The sequence below is a fragment of the Umezawaea tangerina genome (assembly GCF_003002815.1).
GTDB classification, from domain to species: Bacteria; Actinomycetota; Actinomycetes; order Mycobacteriales; family Pseudonocardiaceae; genus Umezawaea; species Umezawaea tangerina.
The window spans coordinates 396565-409704 of sequence record NZ_PVTF01000002.1 but is presented as its reverse complement, the minus strand read 5'-3'; the positions used below and the strand labels follow the sequence as shown (position 1 = coordinate 409704).

12 protein-coding genes are annotated in these 13140 nt (G+C 72.1%); 11 read left to right on the top strand and 1 reads right to left on the bottom strand.

Annotated features, from left to right (window positions below; genetic code table 11):
• Positions 1-173 precede the first annotated feature (173 nt).
• The 7 genes from CLV43_RS07905 (at position 174) to CLV43_RS07875 (ending at position 7618) form a co-directional block, all read left to right on the top strand.
• The gene (locus CLV43_RS07905) at positions 174-1472 is read left to right on the top strand and encodes a trans-sulfuration enzyme family protein (protein ID WP_170155738.1); all 1299 of its coding nucleotides are present in this window, start codon (positions 174-176) and stop codon (positions 1470-1472) included.
• A gap of 89 nt (positions 1473-1561) precedes the next feature.
• Positions 1562-2422 (top strand): hypothetical protein, encoded by an 861-nt coding sequence (locus CLV43_RS07900; RefSeq protein ID WP_146174683.1) that lies wholly within the window; start codon positions 1562-1564, stop codon positions 2420-2422.
• Between the two features lie 66 nt (positions 2423-2488).
• Positions 2489-3790 carry a SidA/IucD/PvdA family monooxygenase gene (locus CLV43_RS07895; protein ID WP_106186388.1) on the top strand — a complete coding sequence of 434 codons (1302 nt, stop codon included), beginning with the start codon at positions 2489-2491 and terminating at the stop codon, positions 3788-3790.
• Positions 3791-3840: 50 nt separating this feature from the next.
• Positions 3841-5634, top strand: coding sequence for a non-ribosomal peptide synthetase (locus CLV43_RS07890; protein WP_170155737.1), 1794 nt, complete (start codon positions 3841-3843; stop codon positions 5632-5634).
• A 76-nt stretch (positions 5635-5710) separates the two neighbouring features.
• Positions 5711-6211 (top strand): TetR/AcrR family transcriptional regulator, encoded by a 501-nt coding sequence (locus CLV43_RS07885; RefSeq protein WP_106186386.1) that lies wholly within the window; start codon positions 5711-5713, stop codon positions 6209-6211.
• A gap of 14 nt (positions 6212-6225) precedes the next feature.
• On the top strand, positions 6226-6576 hold the full coding sequence (locus CLV43_RS07880; RefSeq protein ID WP_106186385.1) for a hypothetical protein: 351 nt from the start codon (positions 6226-6228) through the stop codon (positions 6574-6576).
• Between the two features lie 13 nt (positions 6577-6589).
• A complete protein-coding gene (locus tag CLV43_RS07875) occupies positions 6590-7618 on the top strand; it encodes an alpha/beta hydrolase family protein (protein ID WP_106186384.1) in 1029 nt (342 codons plus the stop codon).
• 501 nt (positions 7619-8119) lie between these two features.
• Here the strand turns inward: CLV43_RS07875 and CLV43_RS07870 are convergent.
• The gene (locus CLV43_RS07870) at positions 8120-8848 is read right to left on the bottom strand and encodes a GntR family transcriptional regulator (protein ID WP_106186383.1); all 729 of its coding nucleotides are present in this window, start codon (positions 8846-8848) and stop codon (positions 8120-8122) included.
• A 135-nt stretch (positions 8849-8983) separates the two neighbouring features.
• Here CLV43_RS07870 and CLV43_RS07865 point away from each other — a divergent pair, with 135 nt between their 5' ends.
• The 4 genes from CLV43_RS07865 to CLV43_RS07850 all read left to right on the top strand — a co-directional run bounded on the left by CLV43_RS07865 (position 8984) and on the right by CLV43_RS07850 (position 13098).
• Positions 8984-10288, top strand: coding sequence for an MFS transporter (locus CLV43_RS07865; RefSeq protein ID WP_106186382.1), 1305 nt, complete (start codon positions 8984-8986; stop codon positions 10286-10288).
• Between the two features lie 2 nt (positions 10289-10290).
• On the top strand, positions 10291-11307 hold the full coding sequence (locus CLV43_RS07860) for an NAD(P)-dependent oxidoreductase (RefSeq protein WP_106186381.1): 1017 nt from the start codon (positions 10291-10293) through the stop codon (positions 11305-11307).
• 89 nt (positions 11308-11396) lie between these two features.
• Positions 11397-12788, top strand: coding sequence for an acyclic terpene utilization AtuA family protein (locus CLV43_RS07855; protein ID WP_106186380.1), 1392 nt, complete (start codon positions 11397-11399; stop codon positions 12786-12788).
• On the top strand, positions 12781-13098 hold the full coding sequence (locus CLV43_RS07850; RefSeq protein ID WP_106186379.1) for a DUF4387 domain-containing protein: 318 nt from the start codon (positions 12781-12783) through the stop codon (positions 13096-13098). Before CLV43_RS07855 ends, CLV43_RS07850 begins: the two co-directional genes overlap by 8 nt.
• The last annotated feature ends 42 nt before the right edge of the window (positions 13099-13140 follow it).

The window sequence follows — 13140 nt, the reverse complement described above, 5'->3', positions numbered from 1 at the left end:
GCGCGGGTGTGCCGGGCGAGGGCTGAGCAGGCTGGTGCGCCGAGGAATCGCGGTGCTACAACTGGCCTTGTGTCCACTCGCGCCGCGCACAGCACCGGTCCACAGCGTCGCCGGGACGGGGAGGAACCACTCGTTCGCACGGGGACGACCGAGGTGGAGGAAGGTTCGCGGTGGTGACGGACGCGAGGTTCGCGACCCTGGCCATCCGCGGGTCCTACGACCACGCGGAGTCGGCGAACCACCGCGGCTCCCTGAGCGAGCCCGCCTACCTGACGACGGCCCAGCACTTCGAGTCCACGGAGGCGATGTTCGCCGCCGCGGGCGACGAACGCGACGACTGGGTCTACGCCCGCCGGGGCAACCCGACGGTGCGGTACCTGGAGAGCACCGTCGCCGCGCTGGAGGGCTACCAGGTCGACGCGGGGGTGAGCGCCACCACCACCGGGACGGGGATGGCCGCGATAACCCTTGCCACGTCCGCCTTCCTGTCCAGGTCCGTCGGCGCGCACCCGAACTTCGTCTCCTCGTCGGCGTGCTACGGGTCGACCACGATGGTCTTCAACAACCGCTACGGCGACGAACGCGGTGTGGACGTCCGCTGGGTCGACGACCCCCTGTCCATCGAGGACTGGGCGCGGCGCATCGACGACGACACCCGGTTCCTCTACGCCGAGTCCCCGTCGAACCCCACCGTGCAGCTCGTGGACATCCCCGCTCTCGGCGCGCTCGCGCGGGAGGCGGGTGTCCCGCTCATCATCGACTCGACCCTGGCGACACCCGCGCTGGTGCGCCCGCTCGGGCTCGGCGCCGACGTGGTGGTGCACTCGCTCACCAAGGCCGCCGGGGCCAGCGGCCGCAGCATGGGCGGCGTCGTGGTCGCCCGGCACGACCTCCGGCTGCGGGCGCAGCCCGAGGAGCTGACCGCCGACTTCGCGGGCTACCTGCGCAGCGGTCCGTTGCGGGACATGGGATCCGTGCTGAGCCCGTTCAACGCGTGGACCATCCTCGCCGACATCCGCGAGCTGCGCGGGAGGGTGGACGCAATGTCCGCCGGCGCACTGCGCGTCGCCCGGCACCTCGAGGCGTCCGACAAGGTGGCCGAGGTCTTCTACCCCGGACTGGAGACCCACCGCTCGCACGGCATCGCCAAGCGGGACATGTGGTTGGTCGACAGCGACGCGGACGGCGGGCCCGCGGAGAACAGGTTCGGGTTCCTGCTGTGCTTCCGGCCCAAGGGCGGTGTCGAGGCGGCGTACGGGATCCTGGACCACTTCGACCTGATCTGGCGGGCGAACAACCTCGGCCAGGTGAAGAGCACGGCGACGATCCCCGCGACCACGACCCACAAGCAGGTCGGGGACGCGAAGCCCGGCAAGGCGCCGGTGCCCCCGGACATGATCAGGGTGAGCATCGGCCTCGAACACCTCGACGACCTCGTCGAGGATCTGGACCAGGCCCTGGAGAAGTCGTGAGCGCGACCGGACCGGTCCGCGCCCGACAGCTCCGATGAACCGGGGCGGCGGCCGTGACCGAGCTGAGTCCGAAGGGGGAGCAGCGCAGGATGGAAGCTGAGCTGGCCAACGCGTACCGCACGCGGGTGGTCCTGGTGTCGCCACCGCGCACCGGGTCGACCGCGGTGGCGCGGCTGCTGTGGCAGCACTCGATGATCACGCACCACTGCCACGAGCCCTTCGAGGCGTGCTACTGGGGCGACGGGGGCACCGCGTCGGTCGAGAGCTGCCTGCGGCAGCCCATGGTCGTCGACACGGGGGAGCGGGTCGCGCTCGCCGACGTGGCACCGGGAAGCGGCCTGCTGGTGAAGGAGATGAGCTTCCAGCTCAGCGCCGCCCAGTTCGAGCAGCTGACCAGGATCGCCACCGCGCCGCCGGTCTTCGTGATGTCGGACCCCCGGCTGTCGACGACGTCGCGGCTGCGCATCGTGCGCGAGCTGTCCGGGACGAGCACCTTCCCGCCGTTCGAGAGCGGCTGGCAGTCGTTGCACGAGCAGCTGGAGTTCTGCCGCCGACGGGACATCCCCTACGTGCTCGTCGACTCCGACGACCTGCGGGCCGACCCGACCGGCATGACGACCGCGCTCACCGCCGCCGTCGGGCTCCCGCCCGCGGACGGCCTGGAGGAGTGGGTGCCGCGTCCCGGCCTGCAGCTGTGCTCGCCCGAGGTCGGCGCGCTGATGAGCGAGGTGCGGCGGTCCGACGACCCGTTCTACCGGAAGGTCCTGGGCAGCACCGGGATCCAGCCGCGGGGAGACGTCGACTGGGACCGGGAGGACGCGGCGATCTCCGCCGCGGGACTGGCCGACGACGTGGCGAAGTGGCTCGACCGCTACCAGGAGATGCGGGCGGACCCGGCACTGGTCGCCGGTCCCCGCGGGAAACAGGAGAACAATGCGCACGCGGTATGACGAACGCCGGGTGACGGCGCGACCGACCGGTACGGGCGCGGCCCCGACGTGCGTCGGGCAGGGCTCATGACGGCACGGACCACCGGCCAGGCACCCGAGCGCGTCGACCTGCTCGGCATCGGCTTCGGCCCCGCCAACCTGTCGCTCGCCATCGCGCTGCAGGAGGACTCGCCGCGCACGACCGCCTTCTTCCTGGAGGCCGAGAGCGACCCGGTGTGGCAGGGAGGTCTGCTGCTGGACGGGTCCAACATGCAGAACCACCCCAACCGCGACCTCGTGACGCTGCGGAACCCGAGGAGCCACTACAGCTTCCTCAACTACCTCTTCGAGGAGGGCAGGCTGGTCGAGCACCTCAACCTGCCCATGGAGTTCCCGCTGCGCAAGGAGTACGCGCACTACATCAAGTGGGCCACCAACCAGTTCCACGCGCAGGCCGAGTTCGGCGCGCGGGTGACCGGCATCGAGATCGCCGAGGTCGACGGCACGCCCGAGTACGTGGCGACCTGCTCGGACGGCACCCGGTACCGCGGCCTCGCACTGGTGCTGGGCACCGGGCGCACGCCGTTCGTGCCGCGCCCGTTCGACGCCCTGGACTCGCCGCGGGTCTGCCACCTCACCCGGTACCTGCACACCGTGCGCCCGCTGGAGCAGGACCCGCCGGAGTCGATCGCCGTCATCGGCGGCAGCCAGAGCGCCGTCGAGATCGTGCTGGACCTCGCGAAGCGGTTCCCGAGGGCGCGGATCGTCAACTACGTCCGCAAGTTCGGCCTGCCGATCAAGGACACCAGCCCGTTCAGCGAGGAGGGGTTCTTCCCCTCGTTCACGGACTACTACTTCAAGGCGAGCCGGTCGAGCAAGAACGTGCTCGACGCCTACATGCGGCCCACCAACTACTCGTCGAGCGACCCCGACGTGCTGCACGAGCTCTACGCGCTCATCTACGAGCAGCGCCTCGACCGGGAGCAGCGGATCTTCGTGCAGGGCAACAGCGAGGTCGTCGCGGCCGAGGTCGACGGCGACGGCGTGCGGTTCGAGGTCGAGGAGGTCCACACCAAGGACGTCGTGACCGACCGGGCCGACCTGGTGGTGCTGGCGACCGGCTTCCGCGACCTGGGCCCGAACCCGAACCAGGAGCCGTACCCCGCGCTGCTGGAGGGCGTCGTCGACCGGTTCCGGTTCGACGGCGACGGCTACCTGGACGTGGAGGCGGACTACAGCCTGCGGCCGCACGACGACAGCACACCACCGCTGTTCCTCAACGGCCTGTGCGAGTCCAGCCACGGCATCGGGGACGCCGGGTCGTTCAGCCTGCTCTCGCTGCGCGCCGCGACGATCCGGGACGGGCTGCACAAGCGGGGGATCTCATGACCACGACGAGCCGGGACACCGGAGCGGCGACCGACAGACGGGGGCACCTGATGACTGCTGGGGAGTGGCGGAACGCGACCATCACCGACCTGTTCGACGAGCAGGTCCGGCGTCGCCCCGACGCGGTCGCCCTGCGGTTCGACGGCGTCGACATGACCTACGCCGAGCTCGACCGGCGGGCCGACCTGCTCGGCAGGCACCTGCGTTCGCTCGGCGTCGTCACCGAGAGCCCCGTCGGGGTGTTCATCGAGCGCTCGTTCGAGATGGTGGTCGCGCTCGTGGCCATCCTCAAGGCCGGCGGCGCGTACCTGCCGCTGCACCCGACCGAGGCGCCGGACCGGTTCCGCGACATGCTCCAGCAGGCGGGCACCCGCGTGCTGCTCACCCACGGCAGGCTGGCCGACCGGGTCCCCGAGATCGACGCGACCGTGGTGAACCTCGACGGCGGCATCGAGGAGGTCGTCCTGGACGGGCCGCTCGAGCCCGGCACGGGACCGGACAACCTGGCTTACGTCTGCTACACCTCGGGCTCGACCGGCAGGCCCAAGGGCGTGGCCGTGCGGCACCGCGGCGTCGTGCGCCTGGTCCAGTCCGACGACTACGCCTCGCTCACCTCCGACGAGACGTTCCTGCAGCTGTGCTGGCTGACCTTCGACCCGTCCGCGTTCGAGATCTGGGGGTCCCTGCTCAACGGCGCCCGACTGGTCGTCTACCGGCCCGGTCCGCTGTCGCTGGACGACCTCGCCGAGACCATCGTCCGCGAGCGGATCACCACCCTCTGGATGACGACCGGCCTGTTCCACCGCATGGTCGACACCCAGCTGGAGAGCTTCCGCGGCCTGCGCCAGATGCTCGCGGGCGGCGACGCGCTCTCGCCGACGCACATCAACAACCTCCTCACCGCCTACCCGGACCTGTTGGTGGTCAACGGGTACGGGCCCACCGAGGACACCTGCTTCACCAGCTGCCACGCCATGACCGACCTCGTGGGCGACACCGTCCCCATCGGCAGGGCGGTCACCGACACGCGCCTCTACGTCCTCGACGAGAACCTCCAGCCGGTGCCCGACGGCGAGTGGGGTCTGCTCTACACCAGCGGCAGCGGTCTGGCCCGCGGCTACATCGGCCGCCCGCGGATCACCGCCGAGCGGTTCCTGCCCGACCCGTTCCACGCGGGCGAGCGGATGTACAGCATCGGCGACGTCGTCCGGCTCAACGACAAGGGCGTGCTGGAGTTCCGCGGCCGGATCGACGACCAGGTGAAGATCAACGGCTACCGGGTGGAGCTCGGCGAGGTCGCGGCCGTGCTGACCGGTCTGCCGGAGCTCAAGGAGGCGGTGGTCCTCGCCCGCGAGGACGTGATGCCGGGCCGCAAGGTGCTGGTCGCCTACGTCATGCCCGTCGGCGAGAACGAGCGGCTCGTCCAGGAGCTGCGGGTGGCGCTGCACGACAAGCTGCCGAGGTACATGCACCCGTCGGTGATCATCGAGCTGGACGCGTTCCCGCTCACCCGCGGCTCCAAGATCGACCGCCGCGCGCTGCCCGCCCCCGACCGGCAGCCCCGGCTCGTGGACAACGACTACGAGGCGCCGCGCACGCCGCTGGAAGGGCTGCTCGCGGACCTGCTGGCCGACGCGCTCGCGCTCCAGGAGGTCGGCGTCCACGACGACTTCTTCGAGCTCGGCGGCGACTCCCTGGTCGCCACCGACCTGCTCGCCCAGATCCGCGCCGTGCTGGGCGTCGAGCTGCGGGCGGTGCTGTTCTTCGAGGACGCCACGGTCGCCGGGCTGGCCGAGATGGTCGAGAGCACCTCGCCCGGACTGGTCGGCGCGGGCACCGAGTAGCGCCCGGTCCCGCGGTGGGCCGTTGAGGAACGATCGTTCTTGACTGATCGTTCCTCAACGGCCTACTGTCATGCCCATGGGCAGACCGAGGGCGTTCGACGAGGACGAGGCGGTGCGCGCCGCCGTGGGGCTGTTCGGCGGGCGCGCCTACGACGGGGTGTCGGTCGACGACCTCGTCAACCACCTCGGCGTGCACCGCAACAGCCTGTACAAGACGTTCGGCAGCAAGCGCGGCCTCTACCTGGTCGCGCTGCGCCGCCACCTGGCCGACGACGTCGGCCCCCTGGTCGACGCGCTCGCCGCGGCTCCGGACGTCGCGACCGCGCTGCGCCTCATGGCGGACGCCGACCTCGGCCTGCTGCTGCTCGCGGCGGTCGACCGCGCCCCGGCCGACGACGAGGTCGCCACCGAGGTGACCTCGGCGCTGGCCGCCCTCGACCAGGCGGTCGCCGCCGCGCTCGGCGTCCCCGCCGACCTGGCGTCCGCCATCACCGCCGCCGCACTGGGCCTGCGCCTGCGCGGCGACCCCGAGGAGGCGGGTGCCGCACTGGCCCGACGCCTCGATCCCACCACCTGACAAGGAAGACCGACATGGCACTGGTCCGCATCGAGGGCGACGACCTCGTCGTCGTCATCGAGGGTCTCGACAAGCTCTGGGCGCTCAAGAGCAGCCTCACCATCCCGTTGGCCAACGTCCGCGGCGCCACCGCGGACCCCGGTATCGCCAGTGAGCCCAAGGGGCTGCGCGCCCCCGGCACCCACGCTCCCGGCGTGATCACCGCGGGCACCTTCCACCTCGACGGCGAGCGCGTCTTCTGGGACGTCAAGGACCCGTCGAAGGCCGTCGTGGTCGAGCTCGCCGACGAGCGCTACGCCCGCCTGGTCGTGCAGGTCGACGACCCGCGCGCCACCGTGGCGCTGGTCGAGAACGCCCTGCGCTGAGAGGACTGCACCGATGATCCCCCACCCCGCCGCCCTCGCGCTGGCACTGGTCGTCACGGCCGCGGCCCCGGCGGAGGCGACACCCGACCCGGTTCCCGCCGCCGACCGCGAGGTCGTCTTCACCGTCGACGGGACCACGACGTACGGCACCCTGCACGTCCCCGCGCACCGGGCGGGGCAGCGGCTGTCCGCCGCCTTGCTGCTGCCGGGCAGCGGCCCCACCGACCGCGACGGCGACCAGCCGCCCGCGCTCACGCCGAACACCCTGGCGCACCTGGCCGAGGCGTTCGACCGCGACCGGGTCGCCACGCTGCGGTTCGACAAGTACGGCACCGGCCGCACCGGGCTCGGCGCCTACCAGGACCACCCGGAGGCGATCGACTACCCGGCGTTCGTCCGCCAGGCCGCGGCCGCCTACGAGGTGCTGCGCGACCAGCCGGAGACCGACCCGCGGGCGCTGCTCGTCGTCGGGCACAGCGAGGGCGCGATGACCGCCCTGCTGCTCGGCGGCACCGTCCACCCGCGTCCGGCGGGCCTGGGACTGCTGCAACCGCAGGCGATCCGCCTGCTCGACCTGGTCGCGCTGCAGCTGCACGCCCAGATCGCCGAAGCGGCCCGACAGGGCCTGCTCACCCCCGAGCAGCAGCACGCGATCGACACCGCGGTCGACGCCGCCGTCGCCGCGGTGCGCGACCACCGCCCGGTCGACCCGTCCGGGCTGCCACCCGCCGTCGCCCAGCTGTTCCAGGCGTTCCAGGGCACGAGCGCCCGGTTCGTGGACAGCGACGACGCCGTGTACCCGCCGGACACCGCCGCGGCACTGCGGCCGCGCACGAGGGTGCTGCTGACCTGCGGCACGAACGACGTCCAGGTTCCTTGCGCCACAACGGACGCCCTCACCGACGCCCTGCGCCGCGCGCACGTCGGCGGACCGGGCCGGGTGCCGCTGTCCGGAGTGGACCACCTGCTGCACGACGCCGACCACCAGGACGCCCTGGCACCGGCCGTGCTCGACGCCCTGCACCGGTTCGCGGGGCGCTGAGGTCAGCCCGCGCCGGACCCCGCGGAAGTCGAGTTTCCAGCTCCGGCAAGGCATCGAGACCGTCGAACGGCCGCCGCGGTCACCCACCGAGGCTCGCTGTGCAGGTGTCGGGCTCCGGAGGGCGAACACCGCGGAGTCGGTCGCGACCACCAGCGCGCCGGATCGCCCGGTCCGACCGCGACGGCACACCGCACGGGGCGGTGGGCACCGGAGGAGGAGGTGGTGTCGACCCGACCCGCGCGGCGGGCGGGTCCGGTGGCCGCCGGAGGCGGGCGGGAACTCGCTTGGTGGACAGGGCTTGTGGCTGTCGGAGCCGGGTGGGGACTTGCTCGGCGGGCAAGGCCCGTGGTCGCCGGAGCCGCAGCGGGACCCGCGCGACGGGCCGGGCGCCGTGGTGCCGGGCGCCCGCTGCCTGACCGAGCCGCCTTGTGGGCGCGCGGTCCGCGGGAACCCGGCAGCGGGCATCCGCCGGCCGTCAGCGGCAGGTCGCCGGGGGCGCGGTCACCCGCCGGTGTCGCGCCGAGGCTCGCTGCGCAGGGCGTTGAGGCCACCGCGGGCGTCCTCCAGGACGATCTGCTCGGCGGCCGTCGAGTCGCCCGCGCGCAGGGCGTGGACGAGGGCGCGGTGGCTGGCGTAGCGGTCCTGGCCGAACTCCTTGTCGGCGGCGACGTGCTCCAGCAGCCGCGTCCGGCGTTCGGCGGGGGAGAAGACCCTGGTCTGGTCGAGCAGGCGGACCAGGACGGCGTTGGCGGCGCAGGCGTTCACGCCGTCGTTGAACCGCTGCATGGTGTCGAACAGCGCGTCGAGGTGCTTCTCGATCGGCTTGCCGTCGTCGTGCCGCCTGCGGATGACGATGTGCAGGTCGTCGGCCTCGTCGAGGATCGCGTCGAGCCGGTCGAGCTGGTCGGGGGTGGCGTGCCGGGCGGCGAACCTGGCGACCAGGCCGCGCAGGCCGATCTCGACCTCGGCCAGGTCCTGGCGCGCGGTGTCGCCGATGGTGGCGACGACGACCGTGCGCGGGCCGGTGCGTTCGATGAGCCCGTCCTGCTCCAGCCGCCGGATGGCCTCGCGCACGGGGGTGGGGCTGACGGACAGGCGCTCGGCGAGCCCGCGTTCGGTGATCTTCTCGCCGGGACGGAGCTCGCCCGACCCGATCGCGTCGCGGACCGCGCGGTAGGAGCGGTCGGCCAGCGTGTCGTTGGTGAGCGTGCTCAGGGTGTCCCGTGACATGCCGCCCAGAGTAGACCACGTGCGATTGTTTGGGTCATAAGAAACTTTTGACAATCTTGCTATAGCATCTTACGGTGTGCCGCACGCCACTCCAGGCGTCACCCTGACTCATCCGACTCCACCGAAGGATCACGCATGACGTCGGTAACCACACCCGTGAACCGCGCGGCGGCGCGCGGGATCACGTTCTACTGCGCCCTCGCGGTGTTCGCGCAGGAGTCGATGTGGACCTTCTACGACACGCAGGTCCCGCCGCTGCTGCGCGAACACGTCGGCAGCGCCGCGGTCGTCGGTCTCCTGATGGGCATGGACAACCTGTTCGGCATCTTCATCCAGCCGTGGATGGGGAACCGGTCGGACAACACCCGGACCAGGTGGGGGCGGCGCATGCCCTACATCGCCGTGGTGATGCCCCTGTCGGCCCTGCTCTTCCTGCTCATCCCGCTCGCCTGGTCGTTCGCGTCGCTGGTCGCGGTGATGTTCCTGTTCGCCTTGGTGGGCAACAGCTTCAAGCCCGTCGTAGAGTCCCTGATGCCCGACTTCATCGAGCCCGAACGCCGCAGCCGCGGCAACGCGGCCGTCAAGATCGCCTCCGGGCTCACGACCATCACGTCGGCGGTCATCAGCGTCCTGCTGGTCGACAGCCACCCCACGCTCGCCTTCACCGTCCCCTCCGGGATCGCCTTCATCGCGGTGGCCGTGCTGGTGTGGCGGGTGCGCGACAACCGGTCCAGGGCCTACCAGGCCGCGCTCGTCGAGGACGCCGCCGACGTCCGGCACGCCGCCGACAACCCCGAGGCGCCCGTCGCCACCGGGGTCCGCATGCGCCAGATCGTGCTCGGCATCCTCCGCGACGTCGACCGCAGCAGGCTGTTCCTGCTGGCCTCCGTGCTGCTCTTCGGCGGCGCCTACGCGGCCTCGCGCGCGCTCATCACGCCCTATGGCATGGAGACCATCGGCATGTCCCGCGGCGACGCCGGCGGGCTCACGCTGCCCGCCGGGGTCGCGTTCCTGGTCGCCGCCTACCCCGCCGCGCTGCTGGCGGAGCGGATCGGGCGGCTGCGCACGATGGCGATCGGCATGGCGGTCTTCGCCGCGGCGATGGTCCTGGCGACCGCGGTGCCGACGGCGACCGCGACGATGGTCGCGCTGGGCATGGCCGGCCTGGGCGCCTCCGGGTTCGTGATCAACGCCGCCGTGGTGCTGTGGAACCTGGCCCCCTCGATGCGCGTGATCGGCACCTACACCGGGCTGTACACGGTGACCTGGCAGCTGGGCGGGCTGGTCGGTCCCGCGGCCGTCGGCGGCATGGTCGACATCACCGGCTGGCGCTTCATGCTGCTCGACGCCGGTCTGCTCGCCGCACTCGCGGTGGCCGCGGTCCTGCGGATCCAGGCGTTGGCGCGCCGTCGCACCGACGGCGTCGGAAAGGTGCTGTGACGATGTCCCTGGTCCTGATCACCACCGACCACCTGCTGCACGACGAGGAGGTCGAGTCCCTGCTCACCGCGGCCGGACACCGGATCCGCCACCTCCCCCACACCGGCGCGCGCGACGTCGACGAGCTCGTCGCGGCGCTGGACGACGTGGAGGGCGCGATCATCGCCAACGAGCCCATGACGGCCGACGTCCTCGGCCGGGCTTACTCGTTGCGGGCACTGGTCCGCTCGGGGGTCGGCTACGACTCGGTCGACGTCGACGCCGCCACCCGGCTGGGCATCTCGGTCAGCAACCTGCCCGGCGTCAACAGCAACGCGGTCGCCGAGTACACCCTGGCCCTGCTGCTCGCCGCCGCCCGCGGCCTGGTGCCGGGCGCGCTCGGCGTCGCCGGGGGCCGTTGGCCGCGGGAGGGCGGTCGCGAACTGCGCGGCTCGACCCTGGGACTGGTCGGCTACGGCGCCTCGGCACGCGTGGTCGCCGGGCTGGCGCGCGCCTTCGGGATGACGGTGCTGTGCACGACGTCCGTGCCCGAGGCGGAGCGGACGGACCCGTCCGTGCGGTTCGTCGACCTGGGGACGCTGCTGCGCGAGTCGGACCACGTCTCGCTGCACACCGCCCTCACCCCGCGCACCCGGCACCTGGTCGACGCCGAGGCGTTCGCGCTGATGAAGCCGACCGCCGTGCTGGTCAACACCGCGCGCGGTGGGCTCGTGGACGAGGCGGCGCTGGTCGAGGCCGTGACCACCGGGCGGATCGCGGGCGCCCAGCTCGACGTCGTGGACGTCGAGCCGCTGCCCGCCGGCAGCCCGCTGCGCGGGGTGGACGGCATCACCGTGTACTCGCACATGGCGGGCCAGACCGCGGACTCGCGGCGGGCCGCGGCGGTCGGTGCCGCTCGTGAGCTCGTCGCCGCGCTCGACGGGGAGCCGCGGTCGTCGCTCAACGCCGACCTGATCGCGGCCCAGCTGAGGTCGCGCGGATGGGGCGCGGCCCTCGACGGCACCCTGGGAGCGACGTAGGCCACCCGTCGGGAGGACCAGGTGTCCCTTCCGCGTGTTATGCTATAGCAAAAGTCAAAACTGACTCATCTAGTACTCGGGGAGCATGAATGAGCAAGTCGGACGAGGCGGTCGACGAAGTCCGGATCCTGGTGCCCTCGGGCATGCTGGGGGCGGGCTTCGACGTGGCCGCCATCGAGCGGGGACTGGCCCTCGGGGCCCACGTCATCGCGGTCGACGGCGGGTCCACCGACTCCGGGCCCTACTACCTGGGCACGGGGACGCCCAAGACGGCGACCGCGGCGGTGGCCCGCGACCTGCGGATCCTGCTCGGCGCGGCCGCGAAGGCCCACATCCCGCTCATCGTCGGGTCCTGCGGCACGAGCGGCACCGACTCGGGCGTGGACTGGGTCGCGAAGGTGGTGGAGAACATCCTCGCCGAGGACGGGCTCGACCTCACCGTCGCGACGATCTACAGCGAGCAGACGGCCGAGGACCTCGTGCGGCACCTCGACGCGGGCCGCGTCCACCCGCTCGCGCCGATGGGGGAGCTGCGGGCGGAGACGCTGGAGAGCTGCACCCACATCGTCGGGATGATGGGCCACGAGCCGATCGTCGCCGCGCTCCAAGCGGGCGCGGATGTCGTCCTGGCCGGGCGCGCGACCGACACCGCCGTCGCCGCCGCCTACCCGTTGATGATGGGCATGCCCGCCGGGCCCACCTGGCACGCGTCGAAGGTCGTCGAGTGCGGTGGCCAGTGCACCACCAACCCGCGCTCCGGCAGCGTGTTCGCCACGATCGACCGCACCGGGTTCATCATCGAGTCGCTCGACGAGTCCGTGTCCTGCACGCCGCACTCGGTGGCCGCGCACATGCTCTACGAGACCGCGAACCCGTTCCGGATGCGCGAACCGGCGGGCACGCTCGACGTCACCGACGCCGTGTACACCGCGCTGGACGACCGGAGGGTCCGCGTGGAGGGCTCGCGGTTCGAGGTGGCCGACCAGTACACGGTGAAGCTGGAGGGTTCCCGGATCACCGGCTTCGAGACCATGTCGTTCACCGCGATCCGCGACCCGCTGATCCTCAAGGACATCGAGGGCTGGGCCGTGTTCCTCCGGCAGGTCCTCACCGGCCGGGTGACCCAGACCCTCGGCCTGGAGCCCGCCGACTACGCCTTCGACATCCGCCTGTACGGCCACAACGCCGTCCTCGGGCACCTCGACCCGGCCACCACGCCGCCGCGCGAGGTCGGCGTGATGCTGCTCGTCCAGGCGGCCGACCAGGCGACCGCGACCGCGGTGGCCAAGGTCGCCAACCCGCTGATGCTCCACCTGCCCGCGATGGACATGGACTACCTGCCCAGCCTGGCGTTCGCCACCTCGCCCGCGGAGGTCGAGCGCGGCGCCGCCTACGAGTTCGTCCTGAACCACGTGGTCGACAGCGACGTCCCCACCAGCATGTTCCGCACCAGCATCCGGAAGGCCGCCGCCCATGTCTGACACCCGACCCACCCTCGGCGACCTGGCCCTCGAGGTCCGCTCGAAGAACGCGGGCCCGTTCTGGGTCACCATCGAGCTGTTCATGCGCGACGAGGCGGGCTACGCGGCCGCCGCCGACGAGGACCTGATCAACGAGGACGTCGTCGCCAGGCTCTACGACGTGCCCGCCGACGGCGTGCAGATCTTCCGCATCCCGTCGCTGAAGGTCGTGAAGATCTCCTACCCGCGCCCGATCAGCCAGGGCAGCCTGTTCGACCGCGACATCCACGCGGGCCAGCACCACGTGCCGCTGGCCGTCCTCGTTCCCTGACGCACCACGGGTGGTGTTCCCGGCCGGTCCGGGAACACCACC